Source organism: Streptomyces sp. SCUT-3 (assembly GCF_014083985.1).
GTDB lineage: Bacteria > Actinomycetota > Actinomycetes > Streptomycetales > Streptomycetaceae > Streptomyces_H > Streptomyces_H thermolineatus.
Window position 1 is genome coordinate 4,677,927 of sequence record NZ_CP046907.1, and the last position, 18,728, is coordinate 4,696,654.

At 74.2% G+C, this 18,728-nt stretch carries 15 protein-coding genes and 1 riboswitch; of the genes, 12 read left to right on the plus strand and 3 right to left on the minus strand.

Going from position 1 to position 18,728, the window contains the following annotated elements; genetic code table 11:
* Positions 1-48: 48 nt before the first annotated feature.
* The 5 genes from GQS52_RS20630 to trpD all read left to right on the plus strand — a co-directional run bounded on the left by GQS52_RS20630 (position 49) and on the right by trpD (position 5,954).
* Positions 49-858 (plus strand): c-type cytochrome, encoded by an 810-nt coding sequence (locus GQS52_RS20630; RefSeq protein ID WP_182314837.1) that lies wholly within the window; start codon positions 49-51, stop codon positions 856-858.
* A complete protein-coding gene (locus GQS52_RS20635; protein WP_182314838.1) occupies positions 855-1,919 on the plus strand; it encodes a Rieske 2Fe-2S domain-containing protein in 1,065 nt (354 codons plus the stop codon). The genes GQS52_RS20630 and GQS52_RS20635 overlap by 4 nt, the downstream gene beginning before the upstream one ends.
* A complete protein-coding gene (locus tag GQS52_RS20640; RefSeq protein ID WP_182314839.1) occupies positions 1,916-3,553 on the plus strand; it encodes a ubiquinol-cytochrome c reductase cytochrome b subunit in 1,638 nt (545 codons plus the stop codon). The genes GQS52_RS20635 and GQS52_RS20640 overlap by 4 nt, the downstream gene beginning before the upstream one ends.
* A 136-nt stretch (positions 3,554-3,689) precedes the next feature.
* A complete protein-coding gene (locus GQS52_RS20645) occupies positions 3,690-4,694 on the plus strand; it encodes a hypothetical protein (protein ID WP_259370883.1) in 1,005 nt (334 codons plus the stop codon).
* A 195-nt stretch (positions 4,695-4,889) separates the two neighbouring features.
* Positions 4,890-5,954: an anthranilate phosphoribosyltransferase gene (gene trpD, locus GQS52_RS20650; protein WP_182314840.1), complete on the plus strand. Its 1,065-nt coding sequence runs from the start codon at positions 4,890-4,892 to the stop codon at positions 5,952-5,954.
* Positions 5,955-6,062: 108 nt separating this feature from the next.
* Here trpD and GQS52_RS20655 read toward each other — a convergent pair whose 3' ends face one another.
* Positions 6,063-6,344 (minus strand): Lrp/AsnC ligand binding domain-containing protein, encoded by a 282-nt coding sequence (locus GQS52_RS20655; protein WP_182314841.1) that lies wholly within the window; start codon positions 6,342-6,344, stop codon positions 6,063-6,065.
* Positions 6,345-6,592: 248 nt separating this feature from the next.
* Between GQS52_RS20655 and GQS52_RS20660 the strand changes: the two genes are divergently transcribed.
* The 6 genes from GQS52_RS20660 to GQS52_RS20685 all read left to right on the plus strand — a co-directional run bounded on the left by GQS52_RS20660 (position 6,593) and on the right by GQS52_RS20685 (position 13,889).
* Positions 6,593-6,847, plus strand: a complete 255-nt coding sequence (locus GQS52_RS20660; RefSeq protein WP_182314842.1) for a hypothetical protein — start codon at positions 6,593-6,595, stop codon at positions 6,845-6,847.
* A gap of 256 nt (positions 6,848-7,103) precedes the next feature.
* Positions 7,104-8,405 (plus strand): NYN domain-containing protein, encoded by a 1,302-nt coding sequence (locus tag GQS52_RS20665; protein ID WP_182316602.1) that lies wholly within the window; start codon positions 7,104-7,106, stop codon positions 8,403-8,405.
* A 259-nt stretch (positions 8,406-8,664) separates the two neighbouring features.
* Positions 8,665-8,822: riboswitch (cyclic di-AMP (ydaO/yuaA leader) on the plus strand.
* Between the two features lie 10 nt (positions 8,823-8,832).
* A complete protein-coding gene (locus GQS52_RS20670) occupies positions 8,833-9,858 on the plus strand; it encodes a C40 family peptidase (RefSeq protein ID WP_182314843.1) in 1,026 nt (341 codons plus the stop codon).
* 323 nt (positions 9,859-10,181) lie between these two features.
* A complete protein-coding gene (locus tag GQS52_RS20675; RefSeq protein WP_182314844.1) occupies positions 10,182-11,225 on the plus strand; it encodes a C40 family peptidase in 1,044 nt (347 codons plus the stop codon).
* A 61-nt stretch (positions 11,226-11,286) separates the two neighbouring features.
* Positions 11,287-12,570, plus strand: a complete 1,284-nt coding sequence (locus tag GQS52_RS20680) for a hypothetical protein (RefSeq protein ID WP_259370884.1) — start codon at positions 11,287-11,289, stop codon at positions 12,568-12,570.
* Positions 12,567-13,889, plus strand: coding sequence for a M48 family metalloprotease (locus GQS52_RS20685; protein WP_259370885.1), 1,323 nt, complete (start codon positions 12,567-12,569; stop codon positions 13,887-13,889). Before GQS52_RS20680 ends, GQS52_RS20685 begins: the two co-directional genes overlap by 4 nt.
* Positions 13,890-13,897: 8 nt before the next feature.
* On the opposite strand, the gene GQS52_RS20690 is transcribed toward GQS52_RS20685, so the two are convergent.
* Complete coding sequence (locus GQS52_RS20690; RefSeq protein ID WP_259371167.1) at positions 13,898-15,085, minus strand: glycosyltransferase 87 family protein; 1,188 nt, start codon at positions 15,083-15,085, stop codon at positions 13,898-13,900.
* Positions 15,086-15,393: 308 nt separating this feature from the next.
* Between GQS52_RS20690 and GQS52_RS20695 the strand changes: the two genes are divergently transcribed.
* On the plus strand, positions 15,394-16,545 hold the full coding sequence (locus tag GQS52_RS20695) for a glycosyltransferase family 4 protein (protein WP_182314845.1): 1,152 nt from the start codon (positions 15,394-15,396) through the stop codon (positions 16,543-16,545).
* Positions 16,546-16,656: 111 nt separating this feature from the next.
* Here the strand turns inward: GQS52_RS20695 and GQS52_RS20700 are convergent, their stop codons facing one another.
* On the minus strand, positions 16,657-18,453 hold the full coding sequence (locus tag GQS52_RS20700; protein WP_182314846.1) for an AMP-dependent synthetase/ligase: 1,797 nt from the start codon (positions 18,451-18,453) through the stop codon (positions 16,657-16,659).
* Positions 18,454-18,728: the final 275 nt, after the last annotated feature.

The window sequence follows — 18,728 nt, forward strand, 5'->3', positions numbered from 1 at the left end:
ACCCGCCAGAAGACATTGACGCTGAAGATCCTGACACCGGGGTAATCCGTGAAAAAGCTCTCCGCACGACGGCGCCACCCGCTGGCGGCGCTGGTCGTCCTAATCTTCGCGCTCGCGGCCACCGGGGGGCTGTACGCCGCGTTCGCCCCCGCCGAGAAGGCGCAGGCCGACGAGACCTCCCAGTCCCTCGCCATCGAAGAGGGCAAGAAGCTGTACACCGTGGGCTGCTCCAGCTGCCACGGCACCGGCGGACAGGGGACCAGCGACGGTCCGTCGCTGGTCGGCGTGGGCGCGGCCAACGTCGACTTCCAGGTCATGACCGGTCGCATGCCGGCCCAGCAGCCGGGCGCGCAGGTGCCGCGCAAGAAGGTGGTCTACACCCAGGCCGAGTCCGACCAGCTCGGGGCCTACATCGCCTCCCTCGGCCCGGGCCCCTCCGTGCCGGAGGAGGAGCAGTACGACCCGGCCGGCGCCGACATCGCCAACGGCGGAGAGCTCTTCCGCACCAACTGCGCCCAGTGCCACAACTTCACCGGCAAGGGCGGCGCGCTGACCAACGGCAAGTACGCCCCCGCTCTCGATGGCGTGTCGAACAAGCACATCTACGAGGCCATGCTGGTCGGCCCGCAGAACATGCCCTCCTTCCCCGACGGCGTCATGCCCCCGGAGGACAAGCGGGACATCGTCGCGTACGTTGACGAGATGAACGGCAAGGAGGCCACCAACCCCGGCGGCCTCTCGCTGGGTGGGTTCGGCCCCGTCTCCGAGGGCCTGTTCGGCTGGATCTTCGGGCTCGGAGCCCTCATCGTCGTCGCCATCTGGGTCGCGGCCCGGACCACAAAGGCAAAGAAGTCATGAGCAGCGAGACTGGACCCAGTAAAGACGTGTCAGAAGAACACCTGCCGAGCGAGCGGGTCTCCCACGGCGCGGTGGAGCCTGCCGGCGACCCGTTCGCCGATCCGGGCCTCCCGCCCCACGAACACCGCCGCCAGGACGTCGACGAGCGGGCGGCCAAGTCGTCCGAGCGCACCGTGGCGCTGCTGTTCGTCGTGTCCATGCTGGCGACGATCGGCTTCATCGCCTCCTTCGTGGCCATCCCGGTCGACCGGATCACCTACATCTGGCCGATGGGGAACATCAGCGCGCTCAACTTCGCGCTGGGCATGACCCTGGGCATCTCCCTGTTCTGCATCGGGGCGGGCGCGGTCCACTGGGCCCGCACCCTGATGTCGGACGAGGAGCACATCCAGGAGCGGCACCCGATCGAGGCCACTCCGGAGACCAAGGCCCAGGTCCTGTCCGACTTCCGGATGGGTGCGGCGGAGAGCCAGTTCGGCCGCCGCAAGCTGATCCGCAACACGATGTTCGGCGCGCTGGCCCTGGTGCCGCTCTCCGGCGTCGTGCTGCTGCGCGACCTCGGCCCCCTGCCCGAGGACAAGCTGCGGCACACCCCCTGGGAGAAGGGCAAGCTGCTCATCAACCAGAACACCCACGAGCCGCTGCGCGCCGAGGACGTCACCGTCGGCTCGCTGACCTTCGCGGTGCCCGAGGGCCTGGAGCACGACGACCCCCACTACATGGAGGAGCTCGCCAAGGCCGCCCTGATGCTCGTCCGGCTGGAGCCGGAGGACATCAAGGACAAGCGTGAGCTGGACTGGTCCCACGAGGGCATCGTCGCCTTCTCCAAGATCTGCACGCACGTCGGCTGCCCGATCAGCCTGTACGAGCAGCAGACCCACCACGTCCTGTGCCCGTGCCACCAGTCGACCTTCGACCTGGCCGACGGTGCCCGGGTGATCTTCGGCCCGGCAGGCCACCCCCTGCCGCAGCTGCGGATCGGTGTCAACAGTGAGGGCTACCTCGAGGCGCTCGACGACTTCAAGGAGCCGGTCGGCCCGAGTTTCTGGGAGCGCGGATGAGTACTACGACCGCAGCCGACGACAAGCGTCAGCCGGCCGGCAAGGGCGAGAAGCTCGCCGACTGGGCCGACGGTCGCCTGGGCATCTACACGATCGCCAAGGCCAACCTGCGCAAGATCTTCCCGGACCACTGGTCCTTCATGCTGGGTGAGGTCGCGCTCTACAGCTTCATCATCATCATCCTCACGGGTGTGTACCTGACGCTGTTCTTCAAGCCGAGCATGCAGGAAGTCGTCTACGACGGCTCCTACGTGCCGCTGCAGGGCATCCCGATGTCCGAGGCCTTCGCCTCCACGGTGGAGATCAGCTTCGACGTCCGCGGCGGCCTGCTGATGCGTCAGGTCCACCACTGGGCGGCCATCGTCTTCGTGGCCTCGATGCTGGTGCACATGTTCCGCGTGTTCTTCACCGGAGCGTTCCGCAAGCCGCGCGAGATCAACTGGGTCTTCGGATTCCTGCTGCTCGTGATGGGCATGTTCGACGGCTTCCTGGGCTACTCCCTGCCGGACGACCTGCTCTCCGGCACCGGTGTCCGGTTCATGGAGGGCGCGGTCCTGTCGGTGCCGCTCGTCGGTACCTACCTGCAGATGTTCCTGTTCGGCGGCGAGTTCCCGGGCACCGACGTCATCCCGCGCTTCTACACGATCCACGTGCTGCTGCTGCCGGGCATCATGCTGGGCCTGCTGGTGGCCCACCTGTTCCTGGTCTTCTACCACAAGCACACCCAGTTCCCCGGCCCCGGCCGGACGAACAACAACGTGGTCGGCATGCCCCTGATGCCGGTCTACATGGCCAAGGCCGGCGGCTTCTTCTTCCTGGTCTTCGGCGTCATCGCCGCCATGTCGGCGATCGCCACGATCAACCCCATCTGGTCCCTCGGCCCCTACCGGCCCGACCAGGTGTCGACCAACGCGCAGCCCGACTGGTACATGGGCTTCTCCGAGGGCCTGATCCGCATCATGCCGGGCTGGGAGTTCGTCATCCCGGGCGGCTACACGCTCAACCTGGGCGTGTTCATCCCGCTGATGCTGTTCGGCCTGATCCTCACCGCCCCGATGTTCTACCCGTTCATCGAGGCGTGGGTCACCGGTGACAAGCGCGAGCACCACCTGCTCGACCGCCCGCGCAACCGGCCGGTGCGCACCGGTATCGGTGCCGCCTACATCAGCCTCTACCTGCTGCTCCTGGTCGGTGGTGGCAACGACCTGTGGGCGACCCACTTCCACCTGTCGATCAACGCGATCACCTGGACGATCCGGATCGGGTTCTTCGTCCTGCCGGTGATCACGTTCATCGTGACCAAGCGGATCTGCATGGCGCTGCAGCGCCGTGACCGGGACAAGGTCCTGCACGGCCGCGAGACCGGTGTGATCAAGCGACTGCCGCACGGCGAGTTCATCGAGGTGCACGCGCCGCTGTCGCAGGAGGAGCTGTTCACGCTCACCTCGCACGAGCAGCCCAAGCCCGTCGAGCTGGAGGCCGGCACCGACGAGAACGGTGTCGTCCGCAAGGCAGGCATGGCCCAGAAGCTGCGGGCGAAGCTGTCCCGCGGTTTCTACGGGGAGGACAACCAGATCCCCAAGCCCACGGCGGACGAGTACAAGGAGATCACCAGCGGCCACGGCCACCACTGATCCCACGCCGATCGACTGATCGCCACAGCCGAGGGCCCCGGTGCACCGCACCGGGGCCCTCGGTGTCTCTGGTAGAACCTTGGGGACCCGGCCGCACCGGTCGGCGCCGGGGGAACGGGGAGACGGGGAGACGGGGATGCACGGGCAACGGGGACCGGCCGCCGGCCGGAGGAACGCCACGGGCGCGGGCGGGGACGACGGAACGCCCCTGCTGCCGGTGTCGGGCGCGGTGCTGCGCGGCGATCCGCGGCTGGCGGAGAGCGTGCGGCGGATCGGCGCCGCGCACGGGGTGGACTACTTCGACGACGCGGCGGTCGCGCGGATGCTGGAGAAGCACCGCAGGACCGTGGGGAAGGCGCAGGAGGGCCCCGTGGTGTGGCTCGGTGCGCTGGTCCTGGCCGTCGGGCTGGTGTGGCTGCTCTGGGTGGGGCTCGGCGGGGCCGGCCGGACCGCCTTCGAGGACCCGGGAGCCGTCGCCGCCCGGTTCGGCCCCCCGACGGGAGTGCTGCTGCTGGGCGTCGCGGGCACGGTCGTGTTCCACCGGCGGGGGATGCGGGCGCTGCGGCACCCGGTGCTCGTCGGATACCGGCAGGTGCTGGCCACGGCGAAGGCGCACGGCGTGCCCCTGGTGTACGTCCCCGGTTGGCTGACCGGCAGCACCGGCACCCGGTCGGCGGTACCGCTGCCGGACGTGTCCGGCCCGGACGTGCCCGCTCCGGACGTGCCCGGCCCGGACGGGACGCCCCTGCCGGCCGGGGCTCCGGGGCACGCGGGGCACGCGGGGCACGCGCGGTCCGGCGTGGTGCCTGCCGTGCCCCCGAAGCCGGCCGAGGTGGCCGAGTACGAGCGGCTCGCCTCCGGCGGCGGATGGCACGACGAAGCGGGCTGGGTCCTGCTCGCCGCGGGTGCGGTTGCGGTCGGCTGGGCGGTGCTGGAGCGGGAGCCCGTCGGGTACGCGGGCGTCCTGCTCGGTGTCCTCGGCGTGTGGGTCTGGCTGGCGGGCGCCGCGCGGGGACGCAGGGAGCGGCGCCTGCGCGAGCACGCGGTCGCGTACGTCCGGCGGTTGTGGGAGGCGCAGCGGGTCGGGGCGGCGGTGCCGGAACTGTCCGCGCCGCTGCTGGAGCTCCTGCGGGAGGGGTGACGGCGCCCTGCCGCGGCGGCGCCCCGCGGGGACGGGGCGCCGTCACCGGGCGTCTCCGTCGTGCTGCGGACCGTCGGCCGTCGGTGCCGCGGCCGTCCGCACTGCGGTCGGCCGCCGCACGGTCGGCGGGCGCCCCGATACCCTGGCTGTGGGCGAGGAGAGCCCTTCGCGCGTACCGATTCCCAGGAGTGGACCATGAGCGTTGAGACCCCGGCAGGCGTCGGCAGCGTGGCGGCCCGCACCTGGCCGGACGTGCTGACGACCCTGCTGCGCGGCGAGCACCTGAGCGCGGACGACTCCGCGTGGGCGATGGACCGGATCATGCGGGGCGAGGCGTCGGACGCCCAGATCGCCGGGTTCGCGATGGCGCTGCGGGCCAAGGGCGAGACCGTCGGCGAGGTGTCCGGCATGGTGCGCGCGATGTACGGGCACGCCAACACCATCGAGGTGCCCGGCCCGAGCGTGGACATCGTGGGCACCGGCGGCGACCGGGCGCGCACCGTGAACATCTCCACCATGTCGTCGATCGTGGTGGCCGGCACCGGCGCGAAGGTGGTCAAGCACGGCAACCGGGCGGCCTCCTCCGCCAGCGGCGCCTCCGACGTGCTGGAGAAGCTCGGCGTCAACCTGGAGCTGACCCCGCAGCGGGTGGCCGAGGTGGCCGGCGAGGCGGGCATCACCTTCTGCTTCGCGGTGAAGTTCCACCCCTCCCTGCGGCACGTGGCGGCGGCCCGCCGGGAGCTGGGGGTGGCGACCACCTTCAACTTCCTCGGCCCGCTGACCAACCCGGCGCGGGTGAAGTCCCAGGCCACCGGTGTCGCGGACGCCCGCATGGCCCCGATCGTCGCCGGGGTGCTCGCCGAGCGGGGCACCTCCGCGCTGGTCTTCCGCGGCGACGACGGCCTGGACGAGCTGACCACCACCGCCACCTCCCGGGTGTGGGTGGTCCGCGACGGGTCGGTCACCGAGACGGGGTTCGACCCGCGCGACGTGGGCCTGGAACTGGTGCCGGTGGAGGCCCTGCGGGGTGCGGACGCCTCGTACAACGCGGACGTGGCGCGCCGCCTGCTGGAGGGCGAGCGGGGCCCGGTGCGGGACGCGGTGCTGCTGAACTCCGCGGCGGCCCTGACGGCCCTGGACCCGGGGAGCGGCACCCTGGAGGAGCAGATCCGGGCCGGCATGGAGCGGGCGGCGGAGTCGCTGGACTCCGGTGCGGCGCTGGCGGTCCTGGAGCGCTGGATCGCGGCCAGCAACGCCTGAACCGGCGGGGAGTGCGGCGGGGCGCCCGTCCGGCGGACGGGCGCCCCTGCCGGGCCCGGCGCGTTCCCGCTGCCGGCCCGGGCGCCCGGGCCGGCGCCTCCCGGGGGCCTAGGCGTCCAGGCCGATGGCGAACGCGGCCTCGAGGTCGTGCTGGGAGTAGGTGCGGAAGGCGATGTGGGTCTCGGTGAACTCCACGCCCTCCACCTTGCTGATCCGGCCGGGGATCACCTCGGCCAGGTCCTCGTGCCGGGCCACCCGGACCAGCGCGATCAGGTCGTAGGTGCCGGTGACCGAGTACACCTCGCTGACCCCGTCCAGGGCGGCGACGGTCTCCGCGATCTCCGGGATCCTGTCGACGCTGGTCTTGATGAGCACGATCGCGGTGATCACGACGGACTGTCTCCTCGGGTCGGGCCGGTTGCGTGTTTCAGACTATCCGCTCGCCCGGGGCGTGCCACGGCCCGGACGGGCCCCGGCCGCCCGTGCGGGTGCGCGGACGGGAGGGGCGCGCCCGCGCCGGGAGGCCCCGGTGGCACGGGGCGGTCATTTCGGGCACGGCGGGACTCGCTGTGATCCCGGCGGGCCCCAGGCCGTAGGGTTGCGGGTGAGTGCACCAGCCGAAAGAGAGGCACAGCCAGATGCCGGTTCCCCTGCCGACGGCAACCACCCGCTGGCGCTGCACCCTGTGCGGCAACCTGACCCGGTTCGACGTCACCCGCTCCACCAAGGCGGTCGAGTACGTCCACCTCGACCTGGCCGGCGAGCCGACGGTGGAGGAGCGCGAGGTCGTCAGCGAGACCGTGGAGTCCGTGCGCTGCCGCTGGTGCAACGCGGTGGACCAGGTCGAGCTGGTGGACCGGCCCGACGCACGTACGGAGACCGGGCAGGCCTGACGGGGGTCTTGCCACAATGGACGTCACCGGACAGGCCCCAGGAGGCGCCGGGCGGGACTGAGGAGCGGACGTGGTGGAGCGGACGGGTGAGCACCCGCCGGCGGACGGCGGCGCGGAGGAACCGCGGGACCGCCGTCCCGCGGCCGCGCCGTGCGACGGACCGGAATCCCGCGCGGCCGGCGCCCCGGAGGGTGCCGGCGGCCCGGAGGGCGCCGGCGGCCCCGGAGCGGCGGACTCGCCGGGCCCGCCGGACGTCCTGGAGCGGCCGCTGCCCGAGAGCGTCCGGCGCAAGGTGGTGGCCTTCTCGGCCGCCGAGCTGGGGGCCCTGCCGGCCGCGGAGCTGCCGTCCCAGCTGAGGCAGTACGCCCGCTTCGCCCCCGCGCGCCGCGCCCGGTTCGCGGCCACCGCGCTGGCCTCCTGCCTGGAGTCCGACGACGGCTTCCGCCTCCGGATGGCCGAACGGTTCCGTTCCGAGCAGCCCGAGCTGTCCGGGGCCCTGGAGGCCGGCGTGCCCCCGGCCGCGGCCGACCCGGTGGACGTGGCCGCGGCCGCGTACCTGCTGCGTCCGTCCGGCTGGGTGAAGCTCGTCGTGGCGGCGGGCGAGGAGGTGGACCGCGCGCAGGCCGAACGGGCCGGCGAGGAGACGGCCCGCGAGCTGGCCCGGCTGAAGGAGGAGCTCGCCCAGCAGCGGACCTCCGCCCGCCAGGAGGGCGAGCGGGCCCGGGTCGAGCTCGAGGCCGCCCGCAAGGAGGCGGACTCCCTCGCCCGCAAGCTGCGCAGCGCCACCAGTGACACCAAGCGCGCCCAGGCCGCCCTGCGCAAGACCGAGGCGGAGCTGGAGTCGGTGCGGGCCGCCTCGGCCGCGCAGCTCGCCGCGGCCGACAGCGAGGCCCGCCGGCTGCGGGCCCGGCTCGCCGAGACGGAGGCGGCCCTGGAGGCCGGCAGGAGGGCGGCGCGGGAGGGGCGCAGCATGGAGGACATGCGCCTGCGCCTGCTGCTGGACACCGTGCTGGACGCGGCCCGCGGTCTGCGCCGCGAACTGGCCCTGCCCCCGTCCCCGGGGCGTCCCGCCGACACCGTCGACGCGGTGGCGCCGGGATCGGTCTCGGTCAAGGACCTGGCCCACCGGGCGCTGTCCGAGGACGACCCCGCCCTCCTCGACCAGCTCCTCGCGCTTCCCCAGGCCCACTTGGTGGTCGACGGCTACAACGTCACCAAGACCGGCTATCCCACGATGCCGCTGGACAAGCAGCGGCTGAGGCTGCTCGGCGGGCTGTCCGCGCTGGCCGCCCAGAGCGGCGCCGAGATCACCTGCGTCTTCGACGGGGCGGAGCTGGCGGCCCCGGTTCTCCTGGCGCCGCCGCGTGGTGTGCGGGTGCTCTTCAGCAAGCCCGGTGAGACAGCGGACGAGTTGATCCGCCGTCTGGTGCGGGCCGAGCCGCCGGGCCGCCCGGTGGTCGTGGTCTCCACCGACCGCGAGGTCGCCGAGGGCATCGCCCGGGTCGGCGCCAGGCCCGTCGCCTCCGCTGTTCTGGTAAAGCGCCTGAACCGTGTCTGACCGCCCCAACAGTCCGTTCTCGCAGAGGAATTCCCTTTTGCCGGGGACAGTCGGGCCGGTGTGACGCGCGGCACATTTCCGTCCGTGCGGAGCGGGGTTCGGGAACCGAGAGTCGCACGTCCGTCACTGCTGGTGGAATTCGTGCAAAGAATTCCGGGAGGCGACGGTTTTTTCTGCGAGAGATTTGAACGGAGAGCGGCGCCGTCACTAAGGTCGGGGCCGAGTCTCTGCGCAGTCGACCGTCCATCCCGGACGGCAGCGGGGACTTCCGCCGAGTCCGACATCGCTCGGAGCCGGGGAACCACATCTCCGGGGTGAATCGGTGCGAGGGCTGCCCTGACGGGTGGTGACGCGTCGTAGGGCAGCTTCCGGCCCGAACCCGACAGCTCACCCGGTAGGCGGCCGGAGGAAGAAGGAGCTCGCCTTCGTGGCGTCCCACCGTCGTCCCAAGCAGCCCGGCAGAGCCCGTGTCACCGTGCTGACCGCCACCGCCGCGGCCGCCGTGGCCCTGACCGCCAACTCCGCCAGTGCGGCCCCTAAGGACTCCAAGACCGAGGTCAAGGAGCAGGTCGACAAGCTCTACGAGGAAGCGGAACACGCTACCGAGAAGTTCAACGGGGCCCGGGAGAAGCAGGACAAGCTCCAGGACCAGGTCGACGACATCCAGGACAAGGTCGCCCGCCAGCAGGCGGAACTGAACGACCTGCAGGACGAACTGGGTTCGCTGGCCAGCGCGCAGTACCGCTCGGGCGGCGTCGACCCGTCGGTCCAGCTGTTCCTCTCCTCGGACCCGGACGACTACCTCAGCAGGGCCTCCACACTCGACCAGCTGACGGCCAAGCAGGCCGGCGCGCTCGAGGAGATCAAGGAGCAGAAGCGGGCGCTGGAGCAGCAGCGCACCGAGGCGAGCTCCAAGCTCGCCGAGCTCGAGGAGACCCGCAAGGAACTGGGGGAGCAGAAGAAGGAGGTCCAGGCCAAGCTCGCCAAGGCCCAGAAGCTCCTCAACACGCTCACCGCCGAGGAGCAGGCCGCCCTCAAGAAGGAGGAGGAGCGCGCCTCCCGCGCCAGCACCTCCCGCGCCAGCCTGGGCAACGAGGGGTCCGCCACGCAGCGCGCCGCCTCGGCCTTCGCGGTGGCCCAGGGCAAGGTCGGCTCCCCGTACGTCTACGGCGCCTCCGGCCCGAGCTCCTTCGACTGCTCCGGCCTGACCTCCTGGTCCTTCGCCCAGGTCGGCGTGGCCATACCCCGGACCTCCCAGCAGCAGGCCAACATAGGCACCCGCCTGACGCAGAGCCAGCTCCAGCCGGGCGACCTGGTCTTCTTCTACAGCGACCTGCACCACGTCGGCTTCTACGCCGGCAACGGGCAGATCCTGCACGCCCCCAAGCCGGGTGCCGTGGTGCGCTACGAGTCGATCAACAACATGCCGTTCATGTTCGGCGTGCGCGTCTGACCGACCGTCGTCTTCTCCCGAGGGCCCCGCCGGTGCGACCGGCGGGGCCCTCCGCGTTCCCCGCCGCGGCGTGTTGCCGATTGCCGCGGCCGCCCGGCGCAGTGGCCCGGCGCAATGGCCCGTTCGGGGGAACGGTTTCCCCCGCGGCCGGCTGCGCCCCCGCCCCGACCTGCGGTTCCGTCAGGCAGGTCCGCGGTTGTCCACAGGGGCGCTTTGTACTCCTCGTGACGACCCGGCTACTCTCTGCCCGCGGATCCGCCGGGGTGTCCGCCCTCCCGGGCGGCAGGCGACGGTCCGCCCGGGAAGTGAGGAGGTGCGGACAGGTGGTCTCCCACCGCCCGACCGTGCGGCGAGGGCCCGGCCGTCCGGGCCGGGTCACCGGGATCTCCGCCGCCGCGGCGGCCGCAGCGGCCGTCCTGGCCCCGGCCGTCACCGCGGAGGCGGCCCCGCGCGACGAGCCGCGCGCGGTGAAGGCCCGCGTCGACAGGCTCCACGAACAGGCCGAGCGGGCCGCCGAGCGGTACAACGCGGCCAAGGAGCGCGAGGAGGGCCTGGAGGAGCGGATCGACGAGCTCCAGGACGAGGCCGCCCGGGGCCAGGAACGGCTCAACCGGCTCCGCGAGGGGCTCGGTCCCGTCGCCACGGCCCAGTACCGCTCCGGCGGCATCGATCCGGCGGTGGGCCTCGTCCTCTCCTCGGAGCCCGGCGAGTACCTCGACCGGGCCGCGACCCTGGAGCGCGTCGCCGGACGCAGGGCCGCGGAACTGCGCGAGGCGGTCGCCGCACAGCGCGAGGTGCGGCAGAAGCGCGCCGAGGCCACGACCACCCTGGACCGACTGGACGAGACCCGCGCGCAACTGGCGGCGCACCGCAGGGCGGTGCAGTCCCGGCTCGCCGCCGCCCGGCGGCTGCTCGACCGCCTCGACCCGGCCGAACGCGCCCGCCTGGGCCTGGGCCCCGGCGACGGGCGGGCCCCGCTCCCGGACCGGTACCAGGAGGGCCTGCGGACCGCGCCCGCCTCCGGCCGCGCCGCGGCCGCGGTGGCCGCCGCGCAGCGGGCCGTCGGCCTGCCGTACGTCTGGGGGGCCTCCGGCCCGAGCTCCTTCGACTGCTCGGGGCTCATGGTGTGGTCCTACCGCCAGGCGGGGGTGGCCCTGCCGCGCACCTCGCAGGGGCAGCTGAACGCCGGGAGGCGCATCCCCCTGGAGGAGGCCAGGCCGGGCGACCTGGTGCTCTACCGCGGCGACGCCTCCCACGTGGCCATGTACGTCGGCGGCGGGCAGGTGGTGCACGCGCCCCGTCCCGGCGCCGCGGTGCGCTACGACCCGGTCGACATGATGCCGGTCACGGGCGTCACCAGGGTGTGAGACCGGTCTCCGGGGCACCGGGCCCGCCCCCGCAAGGGCGCCGGCGCCTACGATCGGTCGGGTGACGGCTCGGCGTGCGGTGGTGTTCCGCCGGGCCGCGGCGACCGCCGCGGCCCTGGCCTGTGCCGTCGCGCTCCTTCTCCTGCCCGGGCCCGAGGGCCCGGCTGCGGGCGGGAGCCCGGGCGCAGGCACGGGCGCGGAGGAGCGGGCCGCGGTCCAGCGGCTGCTGGACCGGCGGGCCCGGGCCGTCCTGGACGGCGACGAGGAGGCGTTCCTGGCCGGCGTCGACCCGGCCGCGCGGGAGTTCCGGAACCTGCAGCGCAGGGAGTTCCGCAACCTGCGGCGCCTCCCCCTGGCCTCCTGGCGGTACCGGCTGGCCGGGACCGGCACCCGTCCGCTCCCGGGCTCCGGCGCTGCGCGGGGGGTCGCTGCCCGGGTGGTGCTGGAGCACCGGATCGAGGGCTTCGACACCGAGCCGGTCGCCTCCACCGAGTACTGGACGTTCACCCGCCGCGGCGGCGGCTGGGTCCTCTCCTCGGACACCGGCGGGCGCTCCGGGGGCCCGAGGGGCGCGGTCCACCTGTGGGAGCAGGGGGAGATGACGGTCGTCCGCGGGCGGCACAGCCTCGTCCTCGGACTCGGGGACCGCGACGGGACGAAGGCGTACGCGGACCTGGCCGACGCGGCGGTACCGGCCGTCACCGCCGCCTGGGGCGGGAAGTGGGCGGAGCGTGTCGTGGTCCTGGTGCCCGGCTCCCCGGAGGGGATGGCGGAACTGCTGGGCGCGGAGCCGGCCGCCTACCGGGACATGGCGGCGGTCACCACCGGGAGGCCGGGCGGCGCGCCGGGCGCGGCCGCCGACCGGGTCGTGGTCAACCCCGAGGCGTTCGGCGGGCTCGGCCCGCTGGGCCGGCGGGTCGTGACGGTGCACGAGGCCGCGCACGTCGCCACCCGCTCCGCGACCACGGACGCCACGCCGCTGTGGCTGTCGGAGGGCTTCGCCGACTGGGCCGGCTACCGCGGGACCGGTACCGCCCCCGCCCGGGCCGCCCCGGAGCTGCGCGCCGAGGTCGCGGCGGGCCGCCCCCCGGCCCGCCTGCCCGGCGACGAGGCGTTCGGAGGAGGGCGGGAGGGCCTGGCGACCGCCTACGAGGCGGCCTGGCTGGCCTGCCGGATGACCGCCGAGAAGTGGGGGGAGGACGCGCTCGTGGACCTCTACCGGGCGGTCGGCGCGGGCACCGGCCGCGCCGACCCGGTCGACGCCGCGATGCGCGAGGTCCTGGGGGTGGGCCTGGAGGAGTTCACCGAGGACTGGCGCGCCTACACGCTGGAGGAACTGTCGTGAGCGACGCACTGCCGTCCGGACGCCCCGTCCCCGGCCCTGCCGCGCGCCCCCCGCAGGAGGCAGGGAACGCGGGGGACGCGGCTGCCGCCGGGGCGCCGGAGGTGTTCACGCCGCAGGAGAGGGCGCGGGGGCGCGCACTGGCCAGGGCGCAGTGGATCCCGGTCCTGACGGCCCGCGCGGTCTCGACGGCCCTGCTCGCCGTGCTGGGCCTCACCCCGGCCGGGGCGCGGATCGTCGACGCGGCCTCCGCCCCGTTCGGCGACGCCCGGCCGGTGCGGGTGCTGTGCGGCGGGCTGGCGCTGCTGCTGCTCCTCGACCTGGCCCGGCTGCCGTTCGCGGCCCGGCTGCACGTGGTGCGCCGCGACGCCGGCCTGGACACCCGGGGCTGGGGCGGCTGGTCCGCGGACCTGCTGCGCGGCCTGGCGCTCTCCCTCCCCCTCGCCCTGGGCGCCCTCCTGGGCCTGCACGCGCTCCTGGCCGCCGCCCCGGACACCTGGTGGGCCTGGGCGGCCGCGGCGGCGGCCCTGGGCGTCACGGCCGTCTCCTGGCTCGCCCCGCTGCTGCTGGAGCCGGTCTTCAACCGCTTCACCCCCATGGAGCCCGGGCCGCTGCGCGACGCGCTCCTGGGCCTCGCCGCGGCGGACGGCGTCCGGGTGCGGGAGGTCCTGGTCGCGGACGCCTCCCGCCGCACCACGGCGCTCAACGCCTACGTCTCCGGTTTCGGCGCCACGCGCCGGATCGTGGTCTACGACACCCTGCTGGCCACCGCCCCGCCGCGCGAGGTGGAGCTGGTCGTGGCCCACGAACTGGGCCACGTCAGGCACCGGGACGTGGCGCGCGGCACCGCGCTGGCTGCCCTGGGCGCGGCGGCGGGGGTGTGCGCCCTGGCGGCCGCGCTGCGTCCGGGACCGCTGCTGTCGGCGGCGGGCGCCGACGGTCTCGCGGACCCGCGCTCGACGGCACTGCTGCTCCTGGCCGTCGCGGTGGGCGGCGCGCTCGCCGGGCCCTTCGGCCGCGCGGCCGGCCGCCGCGCCGAGGCGCGCGCCGACCGCCACGCGCTCGGGCTCACCGGTGACGCGGCGGGGTTCGTGGCGATGCAGCGGCGGCTGTCGGTGGCCAACGTCTCCGACGTCGACCCGCCCCGGCTGCTGCACCTGCTCTTCGGCACCCATCCCAGCGCGGTCCGGCGCATCGCCGCGGCGATGCGTGGGGACAGCCGCCCGTGCTGCCCGCCGGCGCGGGCGCGCGGCGGCGGAGCGCCCGCCGCCGGTACCGCGGGCGGCGGCGCGGGGGATGCCGGCGCGGGGGACGGCCGGTGACCGGGTGATCAGCCCGGGAGCGTCCCGGCGGGCGTCACAGCGGGCCTCCCGGCGGGTGTCACGGTGGAGCGCCACAGGCCGCGGCAGGCGGCCAGCGACGCGGCGACCAGCAGCCCGTTGCGCACCACCATCAGCGTGATGCCGGTCGCGTCGCTGGCGACGACGTGGGCGAACCCGAGGGGGAACTCCAGGAGCGTCACCGCCGTGGCGGCCAGCACCAGGGCGGCCGGGAGCCGCTGCGAGGTGCTGCGCACCGTCAGGCACACCGCGCCCAGCCCCACCAGCCAGATCATGTACTGCGGGCTGATCACCCGGCTGGTGGTGGTGAACAGCAGCACGGCGGTGAACGCCGCGTCGAAGGGCGTCGCGGCACCGAACTCCCGGGCCCGCAGCCGCCACACCAGCAGCCAGCCGAACGCCGCCGCGGTGAGGCCGAGGGCCGCGGCGCTGACCGCCTCCACGTACGGGCCGAGGAACTCCACCGAGCCGTAGTTGAGCAGCACCTGGCCCTCCCAGCCGAAGTGCCGGGCGACGTGGAACACCAGCGCCCCCAGCGACTCCACCTCGGTGCCGCGGTCCCTCTGGAAGGTGAGGAACGCGAAGGCCCCGGGCATCGCCCCGGCGAACAGGACGGCCAGCGCCGCGGCGGTCACCGCGGCCGAGGCCCAGGAGGCGCGGGTGCGGCGGCCGCGCTCCGTGCCGAGGAGCAGCAGGGCGGGCCAGACCTTGAGCATCGCCCCGAACCCCGCGAGCGCCCCCGACAGCCTCGGCGACCGGGCGGCGGCCAGCAGCGAGGCCACCGCCACCGCCGTCACCATCAGGTCGTAGCGGGAGAGGGCGGTGGGGCCGAGCAGCGCCACGCCCGCGATCCACGCCCAGGCCCCGGCGCCCGAGCGGCCCGGACGGCGCCCGGCCCGCAGGAGCAGCGCGAACGCCGCCGCGTCGGCGGCCAGGGCGAGGACGAAGAACGCCGTGGCGTACTCCAGAAAAGGCAGCAGCGCCGGGGAGAGCACGGCCAGCGCCGCGGCCGGCGGGTACTGCCAGGTGACGTCGTCCAGCGGGAAGGTGCCGGTGCGCAGCACCTCGTACCAGCCGCGGTAGATGACCGACACGTCGCTGGTGACGTCCGGGCCGGGGACCCGCACCAGGCCGAGCACCGTCGCCAGCAGCAGCGCCCGGGTGGCGGCCCAGGCCAGCACCGGGAGGGCCGCAGGGACGGCGCGGGGCGTTCCAGGGCCGGGCGGCCGGGCCCAGGACGGTCCCGGGCGGCCGTTCCCGGGCCGGGCGTCCTTCCCGGCGCGGGGGAACGCCCCGGTCTCCGTGCGGGCCGCCGGGCCCGCCGCTCGCTCCGCTGTGCCGCCGCTCACCGTGTCCACCTCGTCCGTCGCCGTCCGCCCGCACCGCCGGGCCGTGCCCCGGTGCGCGATGCCGTGCCGTCCCGGCCGTGCCGCCCCGGACGGAGCCGGTGCGGCGGCGCCGGGGGCACCGGGTACTGTCGGCCGGGATGGACAGGACCTTGATCGTCACCAACGACTTCCCGCCCCGCCCCGGCGGCATTCAGGCGTTCGTGCACAGCATGGCACTGCGCCTCGATCCCGACCGGGTGGTCGTCTACGCCTCCACCTGGAAGCACGACGAGGAGGGTGCGGCCGCCGTCGCCGAGTTCGACGCCGAGCAGCCCTTCCCCGTCGTGCGGGACCGTACCACCGTGCTGCTGCCCACCCCGGGGGCCACCCGCCGCGCGGCCGCGCTGGTGCGCGAGCACGGCTGCACCTCCGTGTGGTTCGGGGCGGCCGCCCCGCTGGGGCTGATGGCCCCCGCGCTGCGGAGGGCCGGCGCCCGCCGCCTGGTGGCCACCACGCACGGCCACGAGGCGGGATGGGCGCAGCTGCCCGTCGCCCGGCAGTTGCTGCGCCGCATCGGGGAGGGCACCGACGTCCTCACCTTCCTCGGCGAGTACACCCGCTCCCGGATCGCCCCGGCGCTGACCCCGGCCGCCGCCCGGCGCATGGTGCAGCTGCCCCCGGGCGTCGACGAGAAGACCTTCCACCCGGCCTCCGGGGGCGACGCGGTGCGGGCCCGGCTGGGCCTGGCGGACCGCCCGGTGGTGGTGTGCGTGTCGCGCCTGGTGCCGCGCAAGGGCCAGGACACCCTGGTGCGCGCCATGCCGGAGATCCTCGCCCGGGTGCCGGACGCGGTCCTGCTGGTGGTCGGCGGCGGCCCGTACCGGGCGGAGCTGGAGAAGCTGGCGGAGCGGACCGGCGTCGCCTCCTCGGTGCGCTTCACCGGACCGGTGCCGTGGGAGGAGCTGCCCGCGCACTACGGGGCCGGGGACGTGTTCGCCATGCCGTGCCGCACCCGGCGCGGCGGGCTGGACGTGGAGGGCCTGGGCATCGTCTACCTGGAGGCGTCGGCCACCGGCCTGCCCGTGGTCGCCGGGGACTCCGGCGGCGCCCCCGACGCGGTGCTGGACGGCGAGACGGGCTACGTGGTGCCCGGCGGCTCCCCCGGGGCCGTCGCGGAGCGCGTCACGGCCCTGCTGGAGGACCCGGAGCTGCGCCGGGCCATGGGGGAGCGGGGCCGGCGCTGGGTGGAGGACGCGTGGCGCTGGGACGCCCTGGCCGACCGACTCAAGGAGCTGCTGCACCACGAGTGACCCACCGGTGACCGGGGCCGGACACGACGGAGGAGGGGCGCCGCACCGCGGCGCCCCTCCTCCGTCGTGTCCTTGCGTGTCCGTGCGGCCGTCCGCCGGGCCGGCGGACGGTCAGCGGTGGTAGATCGCCTCGACCTCGTCCGCGTAGTCCTTGAGCACCATGTTGCGCTTGAGCTTCAGCGACGGGGTGACGTGGCCGGACTCCTCGGTGAAGGAGGCCGCCAGGATGCGGAACTTCTTGACCGCCTCGGCGTGCGAGACCGCGGCGTTGCCGTCGTCGACCGCCTTCTGGATCTCGGCGCGCAGCTCGGGGTCGTCGCGCAGCTCGGCCGGGGTGGCCCCGGCGGGCTTGCCGTTGGCCTCCAGCCAGCGCGGCAGGAACTCCTCGTCGAGGGTGATCAGGGCGCCGACGAACGGCTTGGCGTCGCCGACGACCATGCACTCGGCGACCAGCGGGTGGGCCCGGATGCGGTCCTCGATCACGGCCGGGGCGACGTTCTTGCCGCCCGCGGTGACGATGATCTCCTTCTTGCGGCCGGTGATCGTCAGGTAGCCGTCCTCGTCGAGGGTCCCTATGTCGCCGGTGTGGTACCAGCCGTCCTCGAGCGCCTCGGCGGTGGCCGCCGGGTTGTTCCAGTACCCGGTGAACAGGTTCTCGCCGTGCAGCAGGATCTCGCCGTCGTCGGCGATGCGGATCTTGGAACCGGGGAGCGGCTGTCCCACCGTGCCGATCTTGGGGCGGTCCCAGGGGTTGAACGCGGTGGCGGCGCAGGACTCGGTGAGCCCGTAGCCCTCCAGGACGACCAGGCCGATGCCGCGGTAGAAGTGGCCCAGGCGCTCGCCCAGCGGGGCGCCGCCGGAGATGGCGTGCCTGGCCCGGCCGCCCAGGACCGAGCGCAGCTTGCCGTAGACCAGCTTGTCGAACAGCTTGTACTTCAGCTTCAGGCCGAACCCCGGGCCGCCGGGGGTGTCCAGGGCGCGGCTGTAGGCGATGGCGGTGTCGGCCGCCCGGTCGAAGATCTTCCCCTTGCCGCCGGCCTGGGCCTGCGCCCGGGCGGAGTTGTAGACCTTCTCGAAGACGCGCGGCACGCCCAGCACCATGGTGGGGCGGAAGCTCGCGAGTTCGTCCGTGAGGTTCTTGATGTCGCTGACGTGGCCCAGCCTGATCGGCGCCATCATCGCGGCGACCTCGACCAGCCGGCCCAGCACGTGGGCCAGCGGGAGGAACAGCAGCACCGAGCACTCGCCGGTGCGGAACAGCGGCTCGAGCCGCTCCACGACGTTGCCGCACTCGGCGAAGAACGACCGGTGGGTCAGCACGCAGCCCTTGGGCCGGCCGGTGGTGCCCGAGGTGTAGACGATGCTCGCGGGGGAGTCGGCGTCCGCGACGGCGCTGCGCGTGTCGACCTCGGCGTCGGGGACGCCGGCGCCGGCCGAGACCAGGGCGTCGACGCCCCCCGCCTCGATCTGCCACACGTGCGCCAGCTGCGGCAGCCGCTCGCGCACCGACTCCACGATCCCCTCGTGCACGGCGGTCTCCACGAAGGCGGCCACGGCACCGGAGTCGCTGACGATCCATTCGACCTGCTCGGCGGAGGAGGTCTCGTAGATCGGCACGGTGACCGCGCCCGCGGTCCAGATCGCGAAGTCCAGCAGCGTCCACTCGTAGCGGGTGCGCGACATCAGGACGACCCGGTCGCCCGCCCGGACGCCGGAGGCGATCAGGCCCTTGGCGGCGGCGCGCACCTCGTCGAGGAAGGCGGAGGCGGTGACGTCCTGCCAGGCGCCGTCGACCTTGCGGGCGACCACCGGCACGTCGGGATGCTGAGCGGCGTTGCGGCGGACGAGGTCCGTCAGATTGCCGTCCGCGGGGACCTCGTACAGGGCCGGAAGGCTGAACTCGCGCAAAACTGCTGCTCCTCATCGGCGCCGGCGGCATTGTCGGCAGTGCGTGCTGCGTCGGCAGGGGGTCTGCTCGGCGGCAGTCCGTGAACAACGGAACGACATGGACCGCAGGGACGTTACCGATCAGTACAACGTTCGGGTAAGGGGGGTGCCCCCAGATGTTCCACGGGTCACACACGACCGGTCGTCCCTGCTCACTGTGCGTCCGCCGGGGACCGCGCACCGTGCCGGAACCCCCGGCCGCGCACCGTGCAGGAATCCCGGACCGCACAGGGCAC